At 64.2% G+C, this 23726-nt stretch carries 25 protein-coding genes, 1 tRNA gene and 1 pseudogene; 17 read left to right on the top strand and 10 right to left on the bottom strand.

All coding sequences use genetic code 11. The features are described from left to right. The first annotated feature begins 15 nt into the window (after window positions 1-15). From CH291_RS24665 to CH291_RS24645, 5 genes are all read left to right on the top strand, one after another. Entirely contained in the window at window positions 16-747 is a 732-nt protein-coding gene (locus CH291_RS24665) for a DUF1295 domain-containing protein (RefSeq protein ID WP_373455167.1), read from the top strand. 70 nt (window positions 748-817) lie between these two features. Further along, on the top strand, window positions 818-2458 hold the full coding sequence (gene pgm / locus CH291_RS24660; protein WP_094688831.1) for a phosphoglucomutase (alpha-D-glucose-1,6-bisphosphate-dependent): 1641 nt from the start codon (window positions 818-820) through the stop codon (window positions 2456-2458). A gap of 77 nt (window positions 2459-2535) precedes the next feature. After that, window positions 2536-3693 carry an MFS transporter gene (locus tag CH291_RS24655; protein WP_094688932.1) on the top strand — a complete coding sequence of 386 codons (1158 nt, stop codon included), beginning with the start codon at window positions 2536-2538 and terminating at the stop codon, window positions 3691-3693. Between the two features lie 25 nt (window positions 3694-3718). Continuing rightward, complete coding sequence (locus CH291_RS24650) at window positions 3719-4465, top strand: DsbA family protein (protein WP_179276653.1); 747 nt, start codon at window positions 3719-3721, stop codon at window positions 4463-4465. Window positions 4466-4591: 126 nt separating this feature from the next. Next, window positions 4592-4664 (top strand) — tRNA-Ala (locus CH291_RS24645). Between the two features lie 152 nt (window positions 4665-4816). On the opposite strand, the gene CH291_RS24640 is transcribed toward CH291_RS24645, so the two are convergent. Continuing rightward, complete coding sequence (locus CH291_RS24640; RefSeq protein WP_037190211.1) at window positions 4817-5161, bottom strand: histone-like nucleoid-structuring protein Lsr2; 345 nt, start codon at window positions 5159-5161, stop codon at window positions 4817-4819. 529 nt (window positions 5162-5690) lie between these two features. On the opposite strand from CH291_RS24640, the gene CH291_RS24630 reads away from it, so the two are divergent. Beyond that, the gene (locus tag CH291_RS24630) at window positions 5691-6755 is read left to right on the top strand and encodes an N-acetylmuramoyl-L-alanine amidase (protein WP_256980965.1); all 1065 of its coding nucleotides are present in this window, start codon (window positions 5691-5693) and stop codon (window positions 6753-6755) included. An 11-nt stretch (window positions 6756-6766) separates the two neighbouring features. Next, window positions 6767-7825, top strand: coding sequence for a CobW family GTP-binding protein (locus CH291_RS24625; RefSeq protein WP_094688829.1), 1059 nt, complete (start codon window positions 6767-6769; stop codon window positions 7823-7825). Window positions 7826-7829: 4 nt separating this feature from the next. On the opposite strand, the gene CH291_RS24620 is transcribed toward CH291_RS24625, so the two are convergent. The 3 genes from CH291_RS24620 to CH291_RS24610 are packed head-to-tail and all read right to left on the bottom strand — an operon-like array spanning window position 7830 to window position 10433. Next, on the bottom strand, window positions 7830-8243 hold the full coding sequence (locus CH291_RS24620) for a molybdenum cofactor biosynthesis protein MoaE (RefSeq protein WP_068045866.1): 414 nt from the start codon (window positions 8241-8243) through the stop codon (window positions 7830-7832). Then, a complete protein-coding gene (gene moaCB, locus CH291_RS24615) occupies window positions 8236-9246 on the bottom strand; it encodes a bifunctional molybdenum cofactor biosynthesis protein MoaC/MoaB (RefSeq protein ID WP_094688930.1) in 1011 nt (336 codons plus the stop codon). The genes CH291_RS24620 and moaCB overlap by 8 nt, the downstream gene beginning before the upstream one ends. Continuing rightward, entirely contained in the window at window positions 9243-10433 is a 1191-nt protein-coding gene (locus CH291_RS24610) for a molybdopterin molybdotransferase MoeA (protein WP_068045864.1), read from the bottom strand. Before CH291_RS24610 ends, moaCB begins: the two co-directional genes overlap by 4 nt. A 147-nt stretch (window positions 10434-10580) precedes the next feature. On the opposite strand from CH291_RS24610, the gene moaA reads away from it, so the two are divergent. Both moaA and CH291_RS24600 read left to right on the top strand, forming a co-directional pair. After that, complete coding sequence (gene moaA, locus CH291_RS24605; RefSeq protein WP_373455156.1) at window positions 10581-11669, top strand: GTP 3',8-cyclase MoaA; 1089 nt, start codon at window positions 10581-10583, stop codon at window positions 11667-11669. Next, complete coding sequence (locus CH291_RS24600; protein ID WP_068045861.1) at window positions 11662-11916, top strand: MoaD/ThiS family protein; 255 nt, start codon at window positions 11662-11664, stop codon at window positions 11914-11916. Before moaA ends, CH291_RS24600 begins: the two co-directional genes overlap by 8 nt. Before the next feature lie 33 nt (window positions 11917-11949). Here the strand turns inward: CH291_RS24600 and nadE are convergent, their stop codons facing one another. Further along, window positions 11950-12795: an ammonia-dependent NAD(+) synthetase gene (gene nadE / locus CH291_RS24595; RefSeq protein WP_094688828.1), complete on the bottom strand. Its 846-nt coding sequence runs from the start codon at window positions 12793-12795 to the stop codon at window positions 11950-11952. Between the two features lie 12 nt (window positions 12796-12807). Here nadE and CH291_RS24590 point away from each other — a divergent pair, with 12 nt between their 5' ends. Then, on the top strand, window positions 12808-13638 hold the full coding sequence (locus CH291_RS24590; RefSeq protein WP_094688827.1) for a fructosamine kinase family protein: 831 nt from the start codon (window positions 12808-12810) through the stop codon (window positions 13636-13638). Window positions 13639-13673: 35 nt separating this feature from the next. Here the strand turns inward: CH291_RS24590 and CH291_RS24585 are convergent, their stop codons facing one another. Then, window positions 13674-14273, bottom strand: a complete 600-nt coding sequence (locus tag CH291_RS24585) for a TetR/AcrR family transcriptional regulator (RefSeq protein ID WP_094688826.1) — start codon at window positions 14271-14273, stop codon at window positions 13674-13676. A 104-nt stretch (window positions 14274-14377) separates the two neighbouring features. On the opposite strand from CH291_RS24585, the gene CH291_RS24580 reads away from it, so the two are divergent. The 7 genes from CH291_RS24580 to nrdF all read left to right on the top strand — a co-directional run bounded on the left by CH291_RS24580 (window position 14378) and on the right by nrdF (window position 21029). Continuing rightward, window positions 14378-14944, top strand: coding sequence for an NAD(P)H-dependent oxidoreductase (locus CH291_RS24580; protein WP_068045853.1), 567 nt, complete (start codon window positions 14378-14380; stop codon window positions 14942-14944). Window positions 14945-14986: 42 nt separating this feature from the next. Next, a complete protein-coding gene (gene ykgO, locus CH291_RS24575; RefSeq protein ID WP_037189801.1) occupies window positions 14987-15109 on the top strand; it encodes a type B 50S ribosomal protein L36 in 123 nt (40 codons plus the stop codon). 410 nt (window positions 15110-15519) lie between these two features. Further along, on the top strand, window positions 15520-15753 hold the full coding sequence (locus tag CH291_RS24570; protein ID WP_068045912.1) for a redoxin NrdH: 234 nt from the start codon (window positions 15520-15522) through the stop codon (window positions 15751-15753). Window positions 15754-15777: 24 nt separating this feature from the next. Then, window positions 15778-16239, top strand: coding sequence for a class Ib ribonucleoside-diphosphate reductase assembly flavoprotein NrdI (gene nrdI / locus CH291_RS24565; RefSeq protein WP_094642276.1), 462 nt, complete (start codon window positions 15778-15780; stop codon window positions 16237-16239). A 36-nt stretch (window positions 16240-16275) separates the two neighbouring features. Continuing rightward, window positions 16276-18441 (top strand): class 1b ribonucleoside-diphosphate reductase subunit alpha, encoded by a 2166-nt coding sequence (gene nrdE, locus CH291_RS24560; RefSeq protein ID WP_094688825.1) that lies wholly within the window; start codon window positions 16276-16278, stop codon window positions 18439-18441. A 67-nt stretch (window positions 18442-18508) separates the two neighbouring features. Next, window positions 18509-19903 carry a DUF2252 domain-containing protein gene (locus tag CH291_RS24555; RefSeq protein WP_094688824.1) on the top strand — a complete coding sequence of 465 codons (1395 nt, stop codon included), beginning with the start codon at window positions 18509-18511 and terminating at the stop codon, window positions 19901-19903. Between the two features lie 160 nt (window positions 19904-20063). Then, window positions 20064-21029 carry a class 1b ribonucleoside-diphosphate reductase subunit beta gene (gene nrdF, locus CH291_RS24550; RefSeq protein ID WP_008717549.1) on the top strand — a complete coding sequence of 322 codons (966 nt, stop codon included), beginning with the start codon at window positions 20064-20066 and terminating at the stop codon, window positions 21027-21029. A 23-nt stretch (window positions 21030-21052) separates the two neighbouring features. On the opposite strand, the gene CH291_RS24545 is transcribed toward nrdF, so the two are convergent. From CH291_RS24545 to CH291_RS24530, 4 genes and pseudogenes are all read right to left on the bottom strand, one after another. Beyond that, window positions 21053-21250 carry a hypothetical protein gene (locus CH291_RS24545; protein ID WP_037189794.1) on the bottom strand — a complete coding sequence of 66 codons (198 nt, stop codon included), beginning with the start codon at window positions 21248-21250 and terminating at the stop codon, window positions 21053-21055. A 3-nt stretch (window positions 21251-21253) separates the two neighbouring features. Beyond that, window positions 21254-21847 (bottom strand): annotated as a pseudogene (locus CH291_RS24540) (SPFH domain-containing protein); the annotation flags it as partial. A gap of 39 nt (window positions 21848-21886) precedes the next feature. After that, window positions 21887-22360 (bottom strand): NUDIX hydrolase, encoded by a 474-nt coding sequence (locus CH291_RS24535; protein WP_094688823.1) that lies wholly within the window; start codon window positions 22358-22360, stop codon window positions 21887-21889. 4 nt (window positions 22361-22364) lie between these two features. Then, a complete protein-coding gene (locus CH291_RS24530; RefSeq protein WP_256980964.1) occupies window positions 22365-23450 on the bottom strand; it encodes an ABC transporter substrate-binding protein in 1086 nt (361 codons plus the stop codon). Window positions 23451-23726 lie beyond the last annotated feature (276 nt).

The following is a 23726-nucleotide window of genomic DNA, read 5'->3' as shown; positions in this document are numbered from 1 at the left end:
GGCACCGCCCTTCTGATGATCGTCACCGCCCTCATCGGCGCGCGCATCGGACGCCACAACGTCGTGGACGTGACGTGGGGCGGCGGGTTCGTTCTGATCGCGCTGATCTCGGCTGCGACCGGAACAGGCGAACTGTGGCGTCGAATACTTCTGCTCGTCCTCGTCGCTGTGTGGGGACTTCGACTTGCAGTGCACGTCTTTCGGCGCTCGCGCGGGCACGGTGAGGATCCGCGCTACACCGAACTGCTCGCCAAGGCCACCGGTAACGAAACCCTGTACGCGCTGCGGAAGATCTACCTGACGCAGGCGATTGCATTGTGGTTCGTGTCCCTGCCGCTGCAGGTATCAGCGGTCGCCCGCGGATCCGTTCTGCCGGTGGTCGTACTCGGTGTACTGGTGTGGATTCTCGGATGGACGTTCGAGGCAGTGGGCGATGCGCAGTTGACGGCCTTCAAGGCCGACGCGTCGAACAAGGGCAAGATCATGGATCGTGGTCTGTGGTCGTGGACGCGGCACCCCAACTACTTCGGCGATTCGGCGGTCTGGTGGGGACTGTTTCTCGTCTCGGCGTCGGCGTGGCCCGGAGTGTTCACGTTTCTGTCGCCCATCGCGATGACGTACTTCCTGGTGTTCGCCACCGGTGCGCGGTTGCTCGAGCGCAGCATGGAAAAGCGTCCGGGGTATCGCGAATACCAGCAGCGGACCAGCTATTTCCTCCCACGGCCGCCGAAACGAGCCGGCAAGTAGCTCGCGGGTGGGGCAGCGGCGCTAGGGTTGGTCGAGGATTTCGGTTCGTCGATCAACGAGGAGGCGCATCGTGGCGCACGAGAGAGCTGGAACCACTGCACTGCCGGAGGATCTGGTCGATCTTTCGCAGCTCGTGACGGCGTACTACTCGCGGGTTCCCGACGTGTCGGAACCCAGTCAGCAGGTGGTGTTCGGCACATCGGGACATCGAGGGTCCAGCTTGGATTCGGCGTTCAACGAGGCACACATCGTGGCGACGACGCAGGCGATCGTGGAGTACCGCGCGGCACAAGGCATCACCGGGCCGTTGTTCATCGGCCGGGACACCCACGCGTTGTCCGAACCCGCCTGGACGACGGCTCTGGAAGTGTTGGCAGCCAACGACGTCGACGTCCTGGTCGATTCGGGGGACCGATACACGCCGACTCCCGCCGTCAGTCACGCCATCCTTCGGTACAACGAATCCGGCCCGTCGGCGAAGGCCGACGGCATCGTGGTGACGCCGTCGCACAACCCGCCCCGGGACGGCGGCTTCAAGTACAACCCTCCGCACGGCGGTCCGGCCGACAGTGATGCCACGTCGGTCATTGCCGCTCGTGCGAACGAGCTTCTGCGCGATGGCATTTCGGGTATCAAGCGGGTGACTCTCGCGCAGGCGTTCGCGGGCAGCGTCTCGCGCTACGACTTCCTCGGCACCTACGTCGACGACCTGCCGAACGTGCTGGATCTCGACGCTGTTCGTGCGGCCGGGGTGCGCATCGGAGCAGATCCGTTGGGCGGTGCGAGTGTCGATTACTGGGATGCCATCGCCGAGCGGCACAATCTGGACCTGACCGTGGTGAACCCGTTGGTGGACGGCACATTCCGCTTCATGACTCTCGACACCGACGGCAAGATCAGGATGGATTGCTCGTCGCCGAACGCGATGGCGTCGCTCATCGCTGCCCGCGATCGCTTCGACATCTCGACGGGAAACGACGCCGACTCCGATCGGCACGGCATCGTCACTCCCGACGGTGGCCTGATGAATCCCAACCACTTCCTCGCCGTCGCCATCGACTACCTGTTCACGCACCGACCCGATTGGTCACCCACGGCGGCAGTGGGCAAGACGTTGGTGAGCTCGTCGATGATCGACCGGGTCGTCGGAGGTCTCGGTCGTCGACTCCTCGAGGTGCCGGTCGGGTTCAAGTGGTTCGTTCCAGGTCTGCTTGCCGGTGAGCTCGGTTTCGGCGGCGAGGAAAGCGCAGGCGCGTCGTTCCTCCGACGCAACGGCCGAGTCTGGACCACCGACAAGGACGGCATCATCCTCGCGCTGCTGGCGTCCGAGATCACCGCCGTCACCGGGTTCACGCCGTCTCAGCGCTACGGCGAGTTCACCGCGAAGTTCGGCAATCCGACGTATGCCCGCGTCGATGCGCCGGCCACCCGCGAGCAGAAGGCCGTTCTCGCCAAGCTCTCACCGAGCCAGATCACCGCCACCGAGCTTGCCGGGGAACCGATCACAGCCACGCTGACCGAGGCGCCGGGTAACGGAGCTGCCCTCGGTGGACTGAAGGTGACGACGGAGAGCGCCTGGTTCGCTGCGCGCCCGTCCGGAACCGAGGACGTGTACAAGATCTACGCGGAGTCGTTCCAGGGCGAGGAGCATCTGGCCCGGGTTCAAGCCGCAGCACGTGAACTGGTGTCGTCCGCACTCGAGAGCTCGTGACCGACTCACCTCCACCCGATCACGACAGTTCGACGCCCGAGCCGGCGTTCCAACCCGGAGGCAAGCTCCCGCCGGAGATCTGGGTTCTGGTATCGGCGGCGTTCGTCATCGCGCTGGGATTCGGCATCGTCGCGCCCGCTCTGCCACAGTTCGCCCGGGAATTCGGCGTCGGCTACACCGCGGCGTCGGCGGTCATCAGTGCATTCGCCCTCATGCGGTTGCTGTTCGCACCTGCCAGTGGCGCTCTGGTGCAGCGGCTCGGCGAGCGGCCCGTGTACCTGATCGGACTGCTGATCGTTGCGGTGTCCACCGGTGCGTGCGCTCTGGCCCAGACGTACTGGCAGCTGCTGCTCTTTCGCGGACTCGGCGGCATCGGCTCGACGATGTTCTCGGTGTCGGCATTGGGACTGCTGATCAGGATCAGTCCTCCGACCAGTCGTGGCCGCATCTCCGGCCTGTATGCGACCGCCTTCCTGTTGGGAACCATCGGCGGTCCACTCGTCGGCGGCGCGCTCGTCGGATTCGGTCTGCGGGTGCCGTTCGTCATCTACGCCGTGGCTCTCGTGATCGCCGCGGCCGTCGTGTATTTCACCCTGGGCGATTCCGACCTCGTCAAGCCCGAGAAGGGCTCCGCACCGCCCACGATGTCGTTGCTCGCCGCCCTGCGGATTCCGTCGTATCAAGCCGCGCTGGCGTCGAATTTCGCCAACGGGTGGGCAGTGTTCGGTGTTCGGGTGGCCTTGGTGCCGTTGTTCGTGGTCGAGGCGATGCAGCGATCCGAGGTGTTCGTCGGTATCGCGCTGACCGTGTTCGCAGTGGGAAATGCACTGGTGCTCACCACTGCCGGTCGCCTGTCCGATGTGCGCGGTCGCAAGCCCTTCATGGTGGGTGGGTTGGCGGTGTGCGGCCTGGGAACCGTCGTGATGGGGTACGTGCACGATCCCGTGCTGTTTCTCGTGGTGTCGTTGATCGCCGGAATCGGATCGGGACTGATGAGCCCCGCCCAGCAGGCCTCGGTTGCCGACGTGATCGGATCGAAGGCGCGCGGAGGGCCCGTGCTGGCTGCATTCCAGATGGCCTCCGATGTCGGTGCGGTCATCGGCCCGATCGTGGCCGGGATGATCGTCGAGCAGGTCTCGTTCGGTCCGGCTTTCGCCGTGACGGGAGCGCTGCTTCTCCTGGCCGGACTCTGGTGGTCGCGAGTTCCGGACACGCTCGGGCGCGAGAGCACCTGACGCACGCAACCGTAGTATTCGCTGTGTGAGCCAGAAGAAGATATCGAGTACGAAACACACACCCGAGGCAACCTCCAACACGATGACGTACGTATTGGGCGGCATCGCATTCGTCGTAGTGGTGATCGTCATCGTGGTGGCGATCATGTGGCAGAGCGGAAGCGACGCTCCCCGCAACGACGGCTACGGAACGGTCAAGAATCCGGCGGTCGAATTGTCGTTGCCGGGTGACGGTGTGGTGCAGCTGTCGCGTCCTGAAGCGCAGCGGGTCATCGATGTCTTCGAGGATCCGATGTGCCCGTTCTGCGGCGACCTCGAAGTGAAACACGGCCAGGAGTTGGCTCAGAAAATCGACGACGGTGTCGTCTCGGTGAATTACCACCTGGTCAATTTCCTGGATCCACAGTCGGCGTCCGGTGACTATTCGACGCGTGCCGTCGCGGCGTCGCACTGCGTGGCAGCGACCGAGAACGCGCGGGTCTACTCGGCATTTCACGCCGGGTTGTTCGACCCGGAATTTCGCCCCGAAGAAGGCGGTGACTCCGACCGAACCGATGCCGAACTCGCCGAACTCGCCGGATCTGCGGGAGCGAGCGAGCTGGCAACGGAATGCATCACCAGCGGTGCGCAGCGCGATGCAGCAGTAGCGGATGCGAACACCGGACGGGACGCACTGGCGGCGTCGGGTGCCCGGGGAACGCCGGGGGTCCTCGTGGACGGTCAGGTTGTCGATGCGCTCGGTGACTCGGAATGGCTTGCGTCGATCAACTGATCTCGGGCGTCGGTGCGATCGGTCGTGGAGGTTTCGGTACCGGTCGCACCAGGTGATTTGTTGCTGCTGCGACCGATGGTGTAACTTCGTTCGAGCAACCGCATGAGCGGGAGCACGCAGTAACTCGGGGCTATGGCGCAGCTGGTAGCGCACCACACTGGCAGTGTGGGGGTCAGGGGTTCGAGTCCCCTTAGCTCCACCGAGAAGCAAGCTTCACCGAGTAACAAGCTTCACCAAGATGGTCAATGAAAAAAGCGTCGCCCTCGGGCGACGCTTTTTTCGTGTTTCGGTGTCGAGACCGCCGGATCGGCTTTCGAGTGTCGGACCGGAGCCCGATTCGGCTGTGGTGGTTCAGTGAGCGGCGTCGAATGCCTGCTCGACCTCGGCGGGGATTCTGCCTCGCGCCGAGATGTTGTGGCCGTTCGCCTTTGCCCACTCTCTGATGGCTTTGGTCTGATTGGCGTCGCGCTTGGCACCGGTTGCCGGGGTGCTCGACTTCTTCGTTCGCTTTCCACCGACCTTGGTCGAGTGCTCGATGTAATAGTCGAGCTTGCGGTGAAATTCCTTCGCGTTCTTGTCGCTCAGGTCGATTTCGTAGCTGACTCCGTTGACCGAATAGGTTATGTGTTCGCCACCGGATTCGATCGGTTTTTCGTCGATGTCGTCGACTAGTTGCACATAGACTTTTCTGGCCATGCTGAAGCTCTCCAATGATGCAGGGGATGATGCGGGGATGTCCAGATCGAACTGAAGCGACTATACGGCTGAACAATGTCTTTATCCATGCGGGTCGGGGAATTGTTACTCGATTCGCAGAATTCTCACAATCACCTCGACACCTCGTGAAACCGACGAGGTGATTGTGAGAAGCATTGTCTCGGCGATCCTGTTCATCGTTATCCGTGAGAAAGACGAACTGTCCGGTTTGAATACGTAGTGCCATCCTCGGGTCGGTTCGGGTTCGATCGAATGCGATCGGTTGGTGCCGCTTGGCTTCGATGTATCCGGCAACGAATCGGTCACGAAACGCAATCGTTTCACTAACGAAAGACCACCCGAGACGCGTCGACGGCAATATCTGCTTCACTTGAGGCGCAAGTGTCTGTTGTGACGTGTGGTGCCCCGCGGTGCGGTGACCCGCTCGGATCAGCGGTGTCCGAGGGGTCGAGAGGGGAGTTGCGCAGCGAGTTCCACCGTTGCGCCAGACGGTATGAAATCTGCACCGATGACCAGATCGGTAGTGACGGCGCTGATGTGCGTCGGGATTCTCGGTGCCGGGGTGCTCGTGTCCGCGCCTGCCATGGCAGCACCGGCCGGCACGGCACCCGCCGCAGGCACGGAGTTGTCGGGGAAGACAGTGTTCCTCGATCCGGGTCACCAGGGCACCGCACACTCGGAGAATCTGCAGCGGCAGGTGAACGACGGACGGGGCGGCACCAAGGATTGCCAGACCACCGGCATGACCACAGTGGACGGCGTGCCCGAGCACACGATCAACTGGAAAGTCAGCGAGCTCGTCCGATCGAGCCTGGAGAGTCTGGGTGCGACGGTGAAGACGAGTCGAGCAGACGACACCGGCTGGGGCGGATGCGTCGACGACAGGGCGAAGGCAGCCAGCGAGTCCGGGGCCGACGTGGCCGTGAGTATCCATGCGGACTCCACGAGTACGACGACCGACACCGACAGGCACGGGTTCCATCTGATCGTGCCCACTCTGCCGATTCCGAGCGCCGCTGCCGACGCTGCCCAGTCCCAGGGGGGACGTTCGGCGTCGACGCTGATGCGAGACTCCTACGTGCGCGCAGGCTTCGAGCCCGCGAACTACGCGGGGGTCGAGAACGGAATACAGGAGCGATCCGATATCGCCGGTCCTGCGCTGACCACGGTGCCTCTTGTGTTCGTGGAGATGGGCAACGGATCCAACCCCGACGACGCAGCTCTGCTGGAGAGCTCGGACGGTCAGCTCGAGCATGCGATCGCCATCTCGACGGGGATCATCGACTACCTCCTCGGGGCCGAAACCCCCTCGACCCCAACGGACGCCGCGACTGCCACCACCGACACCGCCGCGACTGCCACCACCGACACCGCCGCGTCTGCGGCAGCACCCAGCGGCGCGGGCCCCGCGGACGAGGGGCGCAGCGCGTTGTCCAGGTTGCTCGAGAGCGTGTCCCCGTACGTGAATGCGTTGGGCGTCGACGGCCTGGAAGCACTCGCGACCCCGGACAACGTGAGCAGTGTGTCGACGTTCGCTCGAGGCCTGCTGAAGCAGATTCTCGCCGACCGGTAGTCTCGGACGCCGTGGCGCGTCGACGAATTCCGGTGGTGATAGTTGCGGGCTTTCTCGGCGCAGGCAAGACCACCCTGCTGAACCACCTGTTGCGCAATGATTCCGGTATCCGAATAGGTGTTGTGGTCAACGACTTCGGGGCGATCAACATCGACTCGATGCTCGTGGCCGGCCAGGTCGATTCGATGGTCTCGCTCGGCAACGGATGCATCTGTTGCGCCGTCGACATCAGCGACATGGACGCCATGTTCGACGCCCTCGCACACCGTCGGTCCGCCATCGACGTGATCGTGGTGGAGGCCAGCGGCTTGGCCGAACCCCGCAATCTCATCAGAATGGTCCGGGGCAGCGAGAACGAATTCATCGTCTACGGCGGGCTCGTCGGGGTCGTCGACGCCGTGGAATTCCCGCAGACCCGCGTGCGGCATCCCGAGATCGACCAGCACCTGCAATTGGCCGACCTGGTGGTGTTGAACAAGTCCGACGCGGTGACCGAGTCCGAACGCTCCGCGGTGGTGTCGACGGTGCAGTCGGTCGTAGGAGACGTGCCCGTCGTACCCGTGGCCTTCGGTCGCGTCGACCCGCTGCTGCTGTTCGACAGACGCGAGGATCACTCGGTGAATTCGGCAATGGCGGTGCAGCTGTCGTTCGACGAACTACTCCGAGAGAATCACGACCATGACCATGACCATGACCACGAGCACGACCGACACCTGCACGCGCAGTACTCACACACCGAATTCGTCACGGCGGAGCCCTTCGAACCGCGTCGGTTGATCGAGTTCCTGGAGAATCCTTCCGGGAACCTCTATCGCATCAAGGGATTCGTGCATTTCGGCATCGCCGGCTACCCGCAGAAGTTCGTCGTGCACACGGTGGGCCGACACATTCGATTCGAGGCTGCGTCGTGGGCCCGAGGCGAGCCCGAGCAGACCTCACTGGTGCTGATCGGTACCGAACTCGATGCGTCGGCCGTCGAGCAGCGGTTGCGTGCCTGTGTGCGAGGACCGGACGACGCCGCCGACGCCTCCGCGATGCTTCCGGTCCATCGCTACCTCGAGAGCGGCTAGTTCCCTAGAGCCCGACCCACTCGGTACGTCCGCCCTCGAATCCCTGACGCTTCCAGATCGGAACCTCGGCCTTGATCCGCTCGACGAGTCGGGCGCAGGCCTCGAACGCTTCGGCGCGGTGAGCCGAGCCGACGGCCGCGACGAGTGCGAGGTCGCCGACGCGCAGATCGCCGACGCGATGCACTGCGGCCACCGCCAATCCGGTCTCTGCCGATACCTCCGAGCAGCAGCGGCTCAGGAACCGTTCTGCATCGGGGTGGGCGCGGTATTCCAGAGTCTCCACCGCATGTCCGCCGTCGTGATCGCGCACGATTCCGCTGAACAGCACGACGGCACCGTGACGCGAATCCTGCACTGCTGCCTCTACTTCGGCAGTGCTCAACGGTTCGTTCGAGATACGGGCGACGAGCTCACTCATCGTGGGGGCCTCCTCCGGCGATCTGGGCCAGTACATGGTCGAGGAGCGGGTCGAGAACGGAGAGTCCGTCCTTCACGCCACCCGGTGAGCCCGGCAGGTTGACTATCAGTGTGCGTCCGATCAGACCCGAGACGCCGCGGCTGAGCACCGCGTGAGGCGTCGCAGACGTTCCGCGGGTTCGGATGGCATCGGCGATGCCCGGCATGTCGATGTCGAGGAGGGCCGCCGTCGCCTCGGGGGTCGCATCGGTGGGGGATACGCCGGTGCCGCCGGTGCTGACGATCAGCGACGGTTCGCCGAGCAGAGCGTCCTGCAGCCCCGCAGCGATGTCGGCATCGGCGTACACGAGTGGGCCCCGCACGGCGAAGCCTCGATCGGTCAACCAGGACGCGATGGTGGGGCCGGTGGTGTCCGGTCGAGTTCCGTTCGCGCCGCCGGTGGAGGCCACCAGTACCGCCGCGGACCGTGAGGACTCGAATACCGGCGCAGCCGCAGCCTCGGGGGAGACCTCTGCTTTGTCCCGCTGCCAATGTCCGTGCTTGCCGCCGTCTTTGGTGAGCAACCGGACGCCGTTCATGGTGGCACCGGGATCGACGGCCTTGACCATGTCGTGCAGGGTCAGGCCGGCGACGGCGACCGCGGTCAGTGCTTCCATCTCGACCCCGGTACGTCCGGTGGTGCGGGCGGTTGCCTCGACCGTGATGGACGACTCGGTGAATCCGAACGAGATCTTCACCGAGGAGAGGGCGAGCTGATGGCACAGCGGAATCAGTTCCGACGTCCGCTTCGCTGCCGAGATGCCGGCGATGCGGGCGGTGGCGAGAACGTCCGCCTTGGGCATGTCGTCCGCGCGCACGAGCGCGATGACCTCGGCCGTGGTGACGAATTCACCGGCGGCGACGGCCGTGCGCGAGGTTTCCTTCTTGTGCGCCACATCGACCATGCGGGCGCGGCCCTGATCGTCGAGATGAGACAGCTGGGGTTGCGGGGCGTCGGTGGTCACAGCGGCCACACCTCCACGTCGGTTCCTGCGGCGAGTTCGGTTGTCTCGGAGTCGATATCGATCAGCACATCGGCCCATGCCAGTGCGGCCACCAGGTGCGAGCCGGGGCCGGCGACGAGCTCGACCCGACCGTCGTCGCGTAATCGGCCACGAAGTAGTTGTCTGCGACCGGGCGGTGACACGATCGATTCGTGCAGGGCCGCGGTGGTCGAGAGCACCGGCGGCAGACCGGCCGCCCGCCGAACGATGTTGCGCGCGAACATGATGTACGAGACGACCGTACTGACGGGATTGCCGGGAAAGCTGAGCACGGGGACGCCGTCGAACATCGTGATGCCCTGCGGTCCGCCCGGCTGCATACGAACCGATCCGAAGTTGCCGCCGAGGGGGCGGAGCACGTCCTTGACCACCTCGAAGTCTCCCATCGACACTCCGCCGGACGTGATGATCAGCTCGGCCGATTCGGCTGCGGCGTCGAGGATCTCGCGAAAGCGGCTCGGCTCGTCGGAGCTGCGCGAAACGGAGACCACCTCTGCGCCGCTGGCGCGAAGGTGTGCGGCAAGGGTGATGCCGTTCGAGTCGTAGATCTGACCGGGCGTCAGCGTCGAACCGGCGTCGACCAGTTCGGCTCCGGTGGTCACCACGGCCACCCGGGGGCGCGAGCGAACGTCCACTTCGCCGAATCCGACGGCGGCGAGAACGGAGATGTGGCGGGGTTCGAGCACTCGACCCGACTCGACCAGGATTGTCCCGACGCGCACGTCGCTTCCTTGTTCGCGTACGAATTCGCCTGCTGCGCGGCCTCTTTCGATCGTCACGGAGCCGGCCGTCGGTACCGAGGTGTCCTCGACGGGGACGATGGTGTCCGCTCCGTCCGGAATGGGGGCACCGGTCATGATCTTGGCGGCGCTGCCCGGCGCGAGAACTGCCGACTGCGTCGGGCCTGCGGCGATGATCGTCGAGACCGGAAGCGTCACCGGGGTCGTCGCCACGGATCGAGAATCCACGGCGTAGCCGTCCATCTGCGAGTTGCAAAACAGTGGCAGATCGACCGGAGATCGAACGTCCTCGAAGGAGACGCGGCCCAACGCGTCGTCGAGAAGGATTCGCTGAGCGGTTCTCGCTGTCAGCGCCGCGAGCAGAGTCTCGACCGCGGCGGCATGTTCCTCGACCGATACCGCGGTCACCGTGCGGATCCAGTGATCGCGTGCGTCTGCTCAACCGTCATGGGTGCCAATCCTAGGCACGCCGATCCGTCCGCTCGGTGTGGGCTGCGGCATAATGGGTAGACACATCTACGACAGGCGTGATTCCCGACAGAGACGAGGTACGAGGTGACGGTGGACAGTGTCACCTCGCTCGGCATTCCAACGTTCGGCACCACCACGGGTTCTGCGGCAGGCGGGGTGAACTCCGTGTCCGATCGACCGGACGTGCCACACCTGATCGATCGATTCGGCCGGGTGGCCCGCGACCTGCGTATCTCGATCACCGAGAAATGCTCGCTGCGCTGCACGTACTGCATGCCCGAGGAGGGCCTTCCGGCTATCCCGGCGGCAGCGTTGCTGACACCGGCCGAGATCGCTCGCGTGGTCTCGGTGTCCGTGCGGCTGCTGGGTATCAGGGATGTGCGTTTCACCGGAGGTGAACCGCTGATGCGCCGCGACCTCGACGACATTCTGCGGTTGTGCCGCGATGCCGCGGAGGGTGTGCCGCTGTCGATGACCACCAACGCCGTCGGTCTCGAACACCGGGCTCGGTCCTTGGCCGACGCCGGGTTGACCCGAGTGAACGTCTCGTTGGATTCCGTCGACCGCGAAGATTTCGCTCGCCTGACCCGACGAGACCGGTTGCCCTCCGTGCTCGCCGGAATCAGGGCAGCGCAGCGAGCCGGGATCGGACCGGTCAAGGTCAATGCCGTTCTGATGCGCGACACACTGTCCGGTGCCGTCGATCTGCTGCGCTGGTGTCTCGACGAGGGGGTGGCACTTCGATTCATCGAGCAGATGCCGCTCGACGCCGATCACGAGTGGGCCCGCGCGAACATGATCGACGCCCAGACCTTGCTCGACGAGCTGTCCACCGAATTCGACCTGCGTGAGGTGGGGCGTGCCGACCCCTCGGCCCCTGCCGAGGAGTGGAGCGTCGACGGCACCGACGCCACCGTCGGCATCATCGCGTCGGTGACGCGCTCGTTCTGCGGTGATTGCGACCGCACCAGGATCACTGCAGAAGGAACGATTCGGTCCTGTCTGTTCAGCGACGACGAAACCGACCTGCGGGCCGCTCTGCGCGGCGGTGCCACCGACGAAGAACTGGCAGCGGTATGGCGTGGGGCCATGTGGAACAAGTGGGCGGGACACGGCATCGACGCCGACGGCTTCGTACCTCCCACCCGCAGCATGGGAGCCATCGGTGGGTGACACCCAGGTGGAGGTGCGGTATTTCGCTGCAGCGGTCGACGCGTCGCACTGCGAGTCCGAGTACCTCACCGTGCCGGTCGGTGCCACCCTCGCAGATCTGAGAGAGCTGATTCTGTCCCGGCACGGCGCGCCGATGGAGCCGATTCTCAGGGTGTCGGCGTACCTGGTGGGCGAAGATCTCACCCGCGATCTGGGGCGCACGATCGGCGGCAGGGTCGACGTGCTGCCGCCCTTCGCCGGCGGCTGAGCACACCCCGCCGCCGACCCGTGGCTGCCCGATTCAGCTGCTTCTCTTCCACCAATCGTCGAATGGCGTCACAGGCACCGTGCGCTTGTGACGAGTTGCCAGGAACATCTTCTCCAGCTTGTCGGCGACTTCCTCGGTGACGTCCTTGCCCTCCAGGTAGTCGTCGATCTGCTCGTACGTGACGCCGAGGGCTTCCTCGTCGGGTAGCGCAGGTCGATCGTCTTCGAGATCTGCGGTGGGAACCTTGCGCCAGGTGCTCTCGGGTGCCCCCAGCTCGCGCAGCAGTGCCGCGCCCTGGCGCTTGCTCAAGCCGGTCAGCGGAGTCAGATCGACGCCGCCGTCACCGAATTTGGTGAAGAAGCCGGTGATCGCCTCGGCGGCATGATCGGTGCCCACGACGACGTAGCCGAGTTCGCCTGCGAGGGCGTACTGCGCGACCATGCGCTGGCGAGCCTTGATGTTGCCGCGGACGAAGTCTCGGATTCCGGCACTACCGAGTGCTTCCGCCGTCGCGGCCGCTGCGGCGTCGGCGGCGTCCTTGATGTTCACCGTCACCGTGCGGTCGGGATCGATGAACTTCAGCGCGATCGAGGCGTCGTCCTCGTCGGCCTGCACGCCGTAGGGGAGGCGAACGGCGACGAACTCGGCCTCGTGTCCGTCCGCTCGGAGCTCCGTCGCAGCCTGTTGGGCGAGCCTGCCGGTGAGCGTGCTGTCCTGTCCGCCACTGATGCCGAGCACGAACCCCGAGGCCGGCGTCGACGCCAGGTAGTCCTTGAGGAAGTCGACTCGCCTGCGGACCTCCGTGATCGGGTCGATGCTCGACTGCACGGCCAGCTCGCGCATGATCCCCGTGCGCAATTCCGAGTTGATGTGTCCCATCACGTCATCCTAATGACGAATGCCGGGGCCGATCTCGCGCCGTGCGTAGTGTCGGTGGTCGTGAGTGGAACCTCCGATACCTTCGTCAAGCGAAACCCCCAGGCACACCCCGACTTCTACGCCGCCGAGGCCACCGGGCTCGGGTGGCTCGGCGAGGCCGGGGCCCCGGTCGTCGGGGTCGTCGGGCACGGCCGGGCGTACATCGAACTCGAGCGGCTGGTGGCGGCCCGTCCCACGCCTGCCGGAGCCGAACGATTCGGGCGCGCGCTCGCCGCGACACACTCGGCCGAAGCCGCCGGGTTCGGTGCGCCACCCGTGGATGCCGACGGCGTCGCCTTCTCGGGTCAGCTGTTCATCGGATCCCGGCCCATGAGCAGTACGGTGCATCGAACCTGGGGTGCCTTCTACGCGGCCGAACGAGTGTTGCCGTTTCTCCGAATCGCGGTCGACGCCGGAACCGTGACGCCGGGGGAGGCGTCGGTCGTCGAATCGGCGTGTGGACGCATCGCGGACGGCGACTTCGACGATGCAGAGCCGCCGAGTCGTATTCACGGCGATCTCTGGAACGGCAACGTGTTCTGGACCGACTCGGGAGTGGTGCTGATCGATCCGGCGGCGCACGGTGGGCACCGCGAAACCGATCTGGCGATGCTGGCGCTGTTCGGTTGCCCCCACCTCGACGTCGTCGTCGGCGGGTACGAGACGGTGCAGCCGTTGCGAGCAGGGTGGCGCGAACGCACAGCACTGCATCAGCTGCATCCACTCGCCGTTCACGCAGCCGGTCACGGCCGCTCGTACGGCACCGCGCTGCACGCGGCGGCCGCCGCCGTCGTCCGTCTTTGAACGCAGGACCTACCGAGTGCGAGTTGCCGCGATGGCTATCGGACTCGAGTTGCCCGGCGTACCAAGTCTTCCCAACCGTCGGCAAGGCGATCCATCGGCATTCCCAGATCGCGGTACTGATGGAGGACCAGGGTGGCTTCGAGTGGTGTGAGCAGCCAGTACGCGAGCAATTCGAGATCCCCGTCCACCTCGGCGGCGCGGAGCAGCGACAGCACATGGGTGAAGTTGACCATGTGCGCCGGGGCGGAATACCGCGCGTCGTCGGCGCTCTCCGCGGCGCGGAGCACTTCTCCTTGAACGTTGACGAATTCCAGTCGCGCTCGGCCGAAGGCGACGAGACGGTCGATCGGGTCGGCTCCCGGGCCCAGCGGCGGATCGCCGAACATGAACGAGTGCTGCAGTTTCTTCTCGGTGTGGTCGAGCAACGCACGCATCAGCCCGGCCCGGTTCCCGAAGCGACGGAACACCGTGCCCTTGCCCACTCCGGCCTTGGTGGCCACCGCGTCCATGGTGATGGCGTCGGCTCCGACGGCCGCCACCAGATCCGTTGCGGCATCGAGGAGAAGGCGACGGTTGCGAGCTGCGTCGCACCGTTCGGATTCCTCGCCCGCTATGGGCAGCATGGGGCCGGTCACAGACGAAGCCTACCTTGCCGGGAACATAAATGGACCACGGTCCGTTTGGATGGTAGGAATTGACACGACGATCACGTCATCCGAACTCGCGAAGGAATAACCTCATGTCAGACGCTCATGTACTCGTTCTCGTCGGAAGCTTGCGCGCCGAGTCGGTGAACAAGCGGATCGCCGAGACTGCTGTCACCGTGGCACCCGCCGGTGCCGAGGTAGTGGTCTACGACGGACTCGGAGATGTCCCCTTCTACAACGAGGACATCGACGTCGAGGGATCGGTGCCCGAGGGCGCACTCGCTCTGCGGGCCGCTGCCGAGAAGGCCACGGCGTTGTTGCTGGTCACGCCCGAATACAACGGCACCATTCCGGCCGTGCTGAAGAACGCCATCGACTGGCTTTCGCGCCCCTACGGTGCGGGTGCCATGGTGGGCAAGCCGGTCGTCGTCATCAGCGCTTCCCCCAGTGGCAACGGAGCGAAGTGGGCGCACGAGGACACCAGCAAGGCCGTCCGCATCGCCGGCGGAACGGTTCTCGAGGATGTTCGGCTCTCCATCGGTGGCACCATCGACAAGTTCGGCTCGGCCCACCCGCGTGAGAACGCGGAGGTCTCCGGTGAGATCGGCCACGTCGTTGCCGAACTGGTGAAGGCCGCCGACGAACTCGTGAGTGCGTGACCCGTTCGGTTGTGGGAATCGTTTTCATGTAGGGTTTGCGGCATGAAGGTGAGAAACTCGTTGAAATCGCTCAAGAACAAGCCCGGCGCACAGGTGGTACGACGCCGTGGCACGGTGTTCGTGATCAACAAGAAGGAACCGCGGTTCAAGGCGCGCCAGCGCTGACCACTGCGTGATCGCCGAAGGGCCCTCGGAGAAGTTCGAGGGCCCTTCGGCGTGTCGTGGGGAGGGTCGGCGGTTCTCGGTACACGTCATGGACCCGGCCCGGTCTCCCTGTGACGAACAACATGCGCGCGATGTGACGTGCGACACGCCGATGTCCTCCGATTCTTGCGGCTTCACAACGCCGTGACCAGCGAATACCAAGCATGTTGTTCGCAACATCTCGTGTTCTAGGCAGATGTCGGACACTAGGTGTAGTGTTTGACCAACCGAGAGACCACAACTCGAAGAGCCTGCACACATGGGTTCGAGCAGGTCGAAGTCGCCCTGAGCGGGAGATGTTCTCGGTGCCACACGCAGAGCACATCGGTCGCGTCGGTTCACCCGATGGCGACAACGGAAAGAGGGACACCATGAGCATCACCGTTTACACCAAGCCCGCCTGCGTTCAGTGCAATGCCACCTACCGCGCCCTCGACAAGGCCGGTATCGAGTACTCCGTCATCGACATCTCGCAGGACCCCGAAGCGCGCGACTACGTCATGGCTCTCGGCTACCTGCAGGCTCCGGTCGTCGTTGCCGGTGACGATCACTGGTCCGGCTTCCGTCCGGACCGCATCAAGAGCCTTGCAGCGAACGCTGCTTGAACAGAACGAGGAAGTGAGTGAGCGGTGAGTTTCCAACCGCAGTCCACCCACTCACTGGTCTATTTCTCCAGCGCGTCCGAGAACACTCATCGCTTCGTCTCGAAGCTGGACGTTCCTGCGACGCGCATTCCATTACGTGATCCGGACGGCACTTTTCGTGTCGACACTCCCTACGTCCTCATCGTGCCGACGTACGGGGGAGGGGTCACGTACTCCGGGCGCGACACCAACTACGTCCCCAAGCGTGTGATCAAGTTTCTCAACGACAAGCACAATCGGTCGTTGATCCGAGCTGTCATCGCTGCCGGAAACACGAACTTCGGTGACTCGTTCTGCTTCGCGGGAGATGTCATTTCGCAGAAGTGCGCAGTTCCGTATCTCTACCGATTCGAATTGATGGGCACCCCCGAGGACGTAGTGCGGGTCCGCGAGGGGCTGGAGGACTTCTGGGAACGTGAAGTCCGACGCGCCGCCCACACGCACTAGAGCACCACACACCACATACCCAGTAGGAGCATCGCCGTGGCACCGACCATCACCGACGCAGGACCCGTACCCAGCACCGTCCGCGGCGACGGCGACATGGACTACCACGCGCTCAACGCGATGCTCAATCTGTACGGGCCCAACGGTGAGATCCAGTTCGAGAAGGATCGCGAGGCCGCCAATCAGTACTTCCTGCAGCACGTCAATCAGAACACCGTGTTCTTCCACGATCTGGACGAGAAGCTGGACTACCTCGTCGAGGAGAACTACTACGAGCCCGAGGTTCTGGACCAGTACTCCCGCGAGTTCGTGAAGTTCCTGATCAACCACGCGTACTCGAAGAAGTTCCGGTTCCCCACGTTCCTCGGGGCGTTCAAGTACTACACCTCGTACACGCTCAAGACGTTCGACGGCAAGCGTTACCTCGAGCGGTTCGAGGACCGGGTGTGCATGGTGGCGCTGACGCTGGCCGCAGGCGACGAGGCCCTGGCCACCGATCTGGTCGACGAGATCATCGCAGGCCGCTTCCAGCCCGCGACGCCCACCTTCCTCAACTCCGGCAAGAAGCAGCGCGGCGAGCCCGTCTCGTGCTTCCTGCTGCGTATCGAGGACAACATGGAGTCCATCGGCCGCTCCATCAACTCGGCCCTGCAGCTGTCCAAGCGTGGTGGCGGAGTTGCGTTGCTGCTGAGCAACATTCGCGAGGCCGGCGCGCCCATCAAGCGCATCGAGAATCAGTCCTCGGGTGTCATCCCGATCATGAAGCTGCTCGAGGATTCGTTCTCCTATGCCAACCAGCTGGGTGCGCGTCAGGGCGCGGGCGCGGTCTACCTGCATGCTCACCACCCCGACGTCTACAAGTTTCTCGACACCAAGCGTGAGAACGCGGACGAGAAGATCAGGATCAAGACGCTCTCGCTCGGAATCGTCATCCCGGACATCACGTTCGAGCTGGCCAAGAAGAACGAGGACATGTACCTGTTCTCGCCGTACGACGTCGAGCGCATCTACGGAGTCCCGTTCGCAGACATCGACGTCTCCGAGAAGTACTACGAGATGGTCGACGACAAGCGGATCCGCAAGACCAAGATCAAGTCGCGCGAGTTCTTTCAGACTCTCGCCGAGTTGCAGTTCGAGTCCGGTTACCCGTACATCATGTACGAGGACACCGTCAATCGCGCGAACCCGGTGAAGGGCAAGATCACTCACTCCAACCTGTGCTCGGAGATCCTTCAGGTCTCGACGCCGTCGACGTTCAACGACGACCTTTCGTACAGTCATGTCGGCAAGGACATCTCGTGCAACCTCGGTTCGCTGAACATCGCCAAGACGATGGACTCGCCCGATTTCGGTAAGACCATCGCCGTGGCCATTCGCGGACTCACCGCAGTGTCCGATCAGACGCACATCTTCTCCGTGCCGTCGATCGAGCAGGGCAACAACGATTCTCACGCAATCGGCCTCGGGCAGATGAATCTGCACGGCTACCTCGCACGGGAGCGCATTCACTATGGCTCGACCGAGGGCATCGACTTCACCAACATCTACTTCTACACGGTGCTGTTCCACGCTCTCCAGGCATCGAACCAGCTGGCCAAGGCGCGCGGCCAGTACTTCAAGGGCTTCCCGGATTCCAAGTACGCGTCGGGGGAGTTCTTCGACAAGTACACCGATCAGGTCTGGGAACCCGCTACGCCCAAGGTCGCGAAGTTGTTCGCCGACTCCGATGTCACCATTCCGACGCAGGCCGACTGGTCCGCGCTGAAGGCGTCGGTGCAGGAGTACGGAATCTACAACCAGAACCTGCAGGCAGTGCCGCCGACCGGCTCCATCTCGTACATCAACAACTCCACCTCGTCGATTCACCCGGTGGCGTCGAAGATCGAGATTCGCAAGGAAGGCAAGATCGGCCGCGTCTACTACCCGGCACCGTACCTCGACAACGACAACCTGGACTACTACCAGGACGCGTACGAGATCGGGTACGAGAAAATCATCGACACCTACGCTGCCGCAACACAACACGTCGATCAGGGCCTGTCGTTGACGCTGTTCTTCAAAGACACCGCCACCACTCGCGACATCAACCGCGCGCAGATCTACGCATGGCGCAAGGGCATCAAGACGCTGTACTACATCCGTCTGCGTCAGTTGGCACTCGAGGGCACCGAGGTGGAGGGTTGCGTGTCCTGCATGCTGTAGTCGACTCGGTCGGTCGGCCTGTGGCGAATATCGCGATATCGCGGTGCGCCGCGGAGCATAATCAGGCATGGACACCGAAGCGGGCGACGAGGTCGAATCCGATATCGATGTGACGATTGCTCGGAAGGACGCACGTCCTTCCGAGCAATTGTCGCGTGGTCGACACGCCCGACGGCGCGTACCCCGCCGCGGGTTGGGCGAGTGGGATCCAGCCTCACGTGGCCATGATGCGCTCGAAACGGTGCTGGCGCAGAACACCATTCGAGTGCCGGAGCTACTCCCGATCCGCTACGCCCGCATGTCCGCGTCGCCGTGGACCTACTTCCGTGGGGCCGCGGCCGTGATGGCGGCCGATCTCGCGTCGACTCCGCACACCGGCATCGAGGTCCAGTTGTGTGGCGACGCCCATGTGTTGAACTTCGGATTGTGGGCCACCCCCGAACGGAACCTGTACTTCGATCTCCGCGACTTCGACGAAACGCTGCCGGGCCCGTTCGAGTGGGATCTCCAGAGGCTGGCGACGTCTCTGGTGGTTCTCGGTCGCGAGAACGGGGTCGATGCGCGGCGCTCCGATCGGGCGGTCGCAGCGATGACAGCGGCGTACTGCAGAAAGATGAGGGCGTACGCGAAGACCCCGGAGATCGACATCTGGTACGACCGCATCGACGTCGCGGGTTTGCTCGGTCACTTCTCGTCGGGCATCGCCCGCCACGCCGAGAAACTCATCGAAACGAAAGCCGAGCGTCGTACCAGCCGTGGAGCGTCCCGCAAGTTCACCGAGACGAGGGACGGGCGTCGACGAATTCGCGAGGACCCGCCTTTTCGCACCCACGTGGGTGATTCCCAGATCGAACTGGTGCAGGCGGTCATCGCCGGCTACAGCGAGTCGGTCGACGACCATATCTGGAGTCTGCTGTCCAGGTTCCGAGTTCTCGACGTGGTTCGGCAGGTGGTCGGCGTCGGGAGCGTAGGGATGCGGGTGTATCTGGCGCTGCTGGAAGAACGGCGGACGGGCGATCCGTTCTTCCTGCAGATCAAGCAGGCGGGGCCGTCGGTGTTCGAGCGGTTTCTCGAACCGAGCAGGTACGACAATCACGGTGCGCGCGTGGTCAGTGGACAGCGAATGCTGCAGAGTGCCACCGATATGTTCGTGGGATGGACTGCAGTGGGGGACATGAACTTCTACGTTCGGCAGTTCCGTGACATGAAGGTCATTCCCGACGGCGAGATCATCGGGCCGTACCTCACCGAATTCGCAACCGCATGCGGTGAGGTGCTCGCACGAGCGCACGCCCGAAGTGGTGACGCGGAGGCGATCGCCGACTACCTCGGCCGAGGAGACAAGGTCGATCGGGCGATGGTGGCTTTCGCCCACGCCTACGCCGATCAGAACGAGCGCGATCACGCGCAGTTGGTCGAGGCCATCGAAGCCGGAACCGTCCCGTGCTCGGTGGGGTGGTGACAGACCGAAGCAGGCGTAGGGGTCGTCTCTGCGGGCAACACTCGCGGCACACTTTGTAGTGCCTACCGGACTTGTCGGACACAACGGGTAGTGTTCGTGTCAGCGACTTTTCACGTAGTTCCGTCCCAGTTCTCGCTCATCGACCTGTAGGTAGGCACCCATGGTAAAGCTCATCGATCGCGTCTCCGCGATCAACTGGAATCGGGTCCAGGACGACAAGGACTCCGAAGTGTGGGAGCGCCTCACCAGTAATTTCTGGCTGCCGGAGAAGGTGCCGGTATCCAACGACATTCCGTCGTGGGCAACGCTGACCGCCGTCGAGAAGCAGTTGACGATGCGTGTGTTCACCGGATTGACACTGCTCGACACCATTCAGGGCACCGTCGGCGCCGTCAGCCTCATTCCTGATGCCATCACTCCCCACGAGGAGGCGGTGTACACCAACATCGCGTTCATGGAGTCGGTGCACGCCAAGAGCTACAGTTCGATCTTCTCCACCCTCAGCTCCACCCGCGACATCGACGACGCATTCCGCTGGTCCGAGGAGAACGTCAACCTCCAGCGCAAGGCCGAGATCGTCCTGAACTTCTACCACGGTGACGATCCGCTCAAGCGCAAGGTCGCGTCGACGCTGCTCGAATCGTTCCTGTTCTACTCCGGCTTCTACCTGCCGATGTACTGGTCCTCACGGGCCAAGCTCACCAACACCGCGGACCTGATCCGTCTGATCATCCGCGACGAGGCCGTGCACGGGTACTACATCGGGTACAAGTACCAGAAGGGTCTCGAGAAGGTCAGCGAGGCGCAGCGCGAGGAACTCAAGAACTACACCTTCGAGTTGCTGTTCGAGTTGTACGACAACGAGGTCGAGTACACCCAGGACCTCTACGACGAGATCGGCCTGACCGAGGACGTCAAGAAGTTCCTGCGCTACAACGCCAACAAAGCACTGAACAATCTCGGCTACGAGGGCCTGTTTCCCAAGGACGAGACGGACGTCAACCCGGCGATTCTGTCGGCGCTCTCACCGAACGCCGACGAGAATCACGACTTCTTCTCCGGTTCGGGTTCCTCGTACGTCATCGGCAAGGCCGTCAACACCGAAGACGAGGACTGGGACTTCTGAGCCCGTTCGCCACGCCGGGACGCTCACGAATTCGGTGGGCGTCCCGGCGGGCGAATGTCCTCGGCGTCCTTGGGCATTCGGCCCTTCTCGCTCAGAGCGCGGCGCAATAGGAACTCGATCTGAGCATTGGTGCTCCGCAACTCGTCGGAGGCCCAACGGGCGAGAGCGTCGTGCACCGCTGGGTCCAACCGCAGCAGAATCTTCTTACGCTCGACGGCCATGGCTCACTGGTACAGCGATCCGGTGTTGACGACTGGTTGCGTGTCTCGGTCGCTGCACAGGACCACGAGCAGATTCGACACCATCGTGGCTTTGCGCTCCTCGTCGAGTTCGACGACGTGCTTTTCCTCCAGCTTCCCGAGCGCCATCTCCACCATTCCGACGGCACCTTCGACGATCTGCTGACGGGCGGCGATGACCGCGCCTGCCTGTTGCCGCCGCAACATTGCCTGAGCGATCTCCGGTGAGTAGGCCAACCGGTTGATTCGGGTTTCGATCACCTCGACACCGGCCGAACGTACCCGTGCGTGCACCTCCTCCGACATGGCGGGGGTGATCTCGTCGGCGTTCTCCCGCAACGACATTCGCCCTTCGGCGTCGTACGGGTAGCTGCCGGCGATGTGCCGGACGGCGGACTCGGTCTGGACGGCGACGAACTCCTCGTAGTCATCGACCTGGAACGACGCCAGTGCGGTATCGGCGACCTGCCAGACGACGATGGCGGAGATCTCGATAGGGTTGCCGTCGGTGTCGTTGACCTTGGATTGTCCGGTCTCGTGGTTGCGGATTCGCGTCGAGATGGCCCTGGGACAGGTCAACGCGGTTCGGTCGAACTGTGTCCTCGGTGCGGTCGGGAGTCAGCGCCGGAACCACGCCGACGGATCGTCGGCGATGGCCTTCTTGATTCGCAATCGCGAAGTGGCCGTGAGGTTTTCGGGGAGCTCGTCGAGTGCGAACCAGGCAACGTCGAGATTCTCGTCGTCGGCCACATGCGGGATGCCGCCGGTGTATCGAGCGAGGAACGTGATGTCCAGATACTGCGCGACGTCGCCGTTGGGGTAGGTGATCGGCTCCGTCACGTCGACGCTCGTCAAGCGCTCGATCGAGGCGTCCACCCCGGTTTCCTCGCCGATCTCACGCAGCGCTGCCGGGGCGGGTTCCTCGCCCGGCTCGAGAATTCCCGAGACCACGGCCCAGGTGTTGTTGTCCGCTCGCAGCGTCAGCAGCACGCGCCGGTTGTCGTCGAGAACGACTGCGCTGACACCGGACAGCCACAACGGCGACGTTCCGACGACACTGCGCAGGGCACGGACGAATTCGGGAATCGGCATCGCGTCAGGAGACGTAGGCGTTCAGGGAGGCGGACAGGTCGTCCAGAACGGCCCGTGCCGCGACGACGCCGCTCCCCGACCAAACAGTGTCGTTGACGGCGAAGACCCGACCGTCGGTGACCGAACCGAGAGCGTGCCACGCATCGGAGTCCATCACCTCGCGCCCGAAGCTCTCGCCGTCGGGGCCCGCGAATCGCACGTAGACGATGTCTCCCTCGACCGGCGTGAGGTTGTCCGACTCGACCGAGAACGTGGCGTCGCGCTGGCTCTGGGGCCGGCCGACTCCGACCTCGTCGAGTATCTGGCCCGCGAACGAGTTCGGTCCGTCCACTTCGATGGAGTCCGCCGCGAATCGGACGACGGACGCCTGGGTCTGGGTGGCGTCGATCTCACGACCTACTCGTTCGGCGTCCGCGGAGAACGAGGCGAGTGCCTCGAATGCAGCCTGGCCGCGACCGAGCGCCGCCGCGGACTGCAGAAAGGTGTCCTTCCAACCCTGCCCCGTTGCGGTGAAGACGGTCGGGGCGATGGCTGTCAGCTCGTCGTACGTAGTCGATCCGAGCGACTCGGCACCGAGGATCAGATCGGGGTCGAGGGCAGCGATGGCATCGATGTCGGGTGAACCCACCGGCCCGACGGACGGAACGGACGCCAGTCCGGTGCCCAGGTACAGCGGTTGGTCTCCGTCGCCCCGGAAATCGGGGTCGATCGTGGCCGCCCCGACGACGCGCTCCCAGATGCCGACCGCGCAGCTCGCGTCCAGGCCTGCGGCATCGAGCACGACGATGCGCTGGGGGTCGGCCGGAAGGACGCTGATGCCCTCGGCATGTCCGACGGGTCTGGTGTCACCCTCGATACCGGTCGGATCGAGTGGTGCCAGTGCGGGGCACAGACCCGCGGTGTCCCGGTTGTTGCCGACCACTCCGGCACCGGCGATGTTCGTGGTGGTGCGAACGATGGTGGATGCGTCGTCCTGCGCCTCGGAGTCGGAACAACCGACCAGCGCCACGGCGGCGGCGAGGCACACGGAGGCGACGGCACCGATCCTGCGCGGCGCACACGAACGGGGGACTCGTGGATGGAGTGGCAACGCGGGACTTCCTTCGACGGGTCGGGTGGTCTCACACAGTATCGGAAGGCGGCCGTCGCAGAACACCCGAACGGACACCGCGGAGCGTGCGGAATCGGCAACTCCCGCGGCGTCCCCGACTGCGCCGGAAAGGCCGACAGCGCAGGCAGATCGCGCGATCCGGGCACGGCCGATCGGGCCCAATACGACACACGGTAGGACCGGTTCGGCAAGCGTCGGTCCGAAGGTCTACGATTCGAGGAGCGCACGACTAGATGACGTCGCCTCGTGGTTCGA

It is taken from the genome of Rhodococcus sp. 14-1411-2a, from assembly GCF_002259485.1.
In the GTDB taxonomy this organism is placed as follows: Bacteria; Actinomycetota; Actinomycetes; order Mycobacteriales; family Mycobacteriaceae; genus Rhodococcoides.
The sequence above is the reverse complement of the archived record's forward strand: the minus strand, read 5'-3'. Positions and strand labels throughout refer to the sequence as shown.

Excerpts from the sequence above, each read along its gene's own strand:
- CH291_RS24665 (WP_373455167.1), top strand. The coding sequence starts at position 16 with ATGATCGTCACCGCCCTCATCGGCGCGCGCATCGGACGCCACAACGTC.
- CH291_RS24640 (WP_037190211.1), bottom strand. The coding sequence starts at position 5,161 with ATGGCCAGAAAAGTCTATGTGCAACTAGTCGACGACATCGACGAAAAA.
- CH291_RS24630 (WP_256980965.1), top strand. The coding sequence starts at position 5,691 with ATGACCAGATCGGTAGTGACGGCGCTGATGTGCGTCGGGATTCTCGGT.
- CH291_RS24620 (WP_068045866.1), bottom strand. The coding sequence starts at position 8,243 with ATGAGTGAGCTCGTCGCCCGTATCTCGAACGAACCGTTGAGCACTGCC.
- nadE (WP_094688828.1), bottom strand. The coding sequence starts at position 12,795 with ATGGGACACATCAACTCGGAATTGCGCACGGGGATCATGCGCGAGCTG.
- CH291_RS24590 (WP_094688827.1), top strand. The coding sequence starts at position 12,808 with ATGACGAATGCCGGGGCCGATCTCGCGCCGTGCGTAGTGTCGGTGGTC.
- CH291_RS24580 (WP_068045853.1), top strand. The coding sequence starts at position 14,378 with ATGTCAGACGCTCATGTACTCGTTCTCGTCGGAAGCTTGCGCGCCGAG.
- ykgO (WP_037189801.1), top strand. The coding sequence starts at position 14,987 with ATGAAGGTGAGAAACTCGTTGAAATCGCTCAAGAACAAGCCCGGCGCA.
- CH291_RS24570 (WP_068045912.1), top strand. The coding sequence starts at position 15,520 with ATGAGCATCACCGTTTACACCAAGCCCGCCTGCGTTCAGTGCAATGCC.
- CH291_RS24555 (WP_094688824.1), top strand. The coding sequence starts at position 18,509 with ATGGACACCGAAGCGGGCGACGAGGTCGAATCCGATATCGATGTGACG.
- nrdF (WP_008717549.1), top strand. The coding sequence starts at position 20,064 with ATGGTAAAGCTCATCGATCGCGTCTCCGCGATCAACTGGAATCGGGTC.
- CH291_RS24545 (WP_037189794.1), bottom strand. The coding sequence starts at position 21,250 with ATGGCCGTCGAGCGTAAGAAGATTCTGCTGCGGTTGGACCCAGCGGTG.
- CH291_RS24535 (WP_094688823.1), bottom strand. The coding sequence starts at position 22,360 with ATGCCGATTCCCGAATTCGTCCGTGCCCTGCGCAGTGTCGTCGGAACG.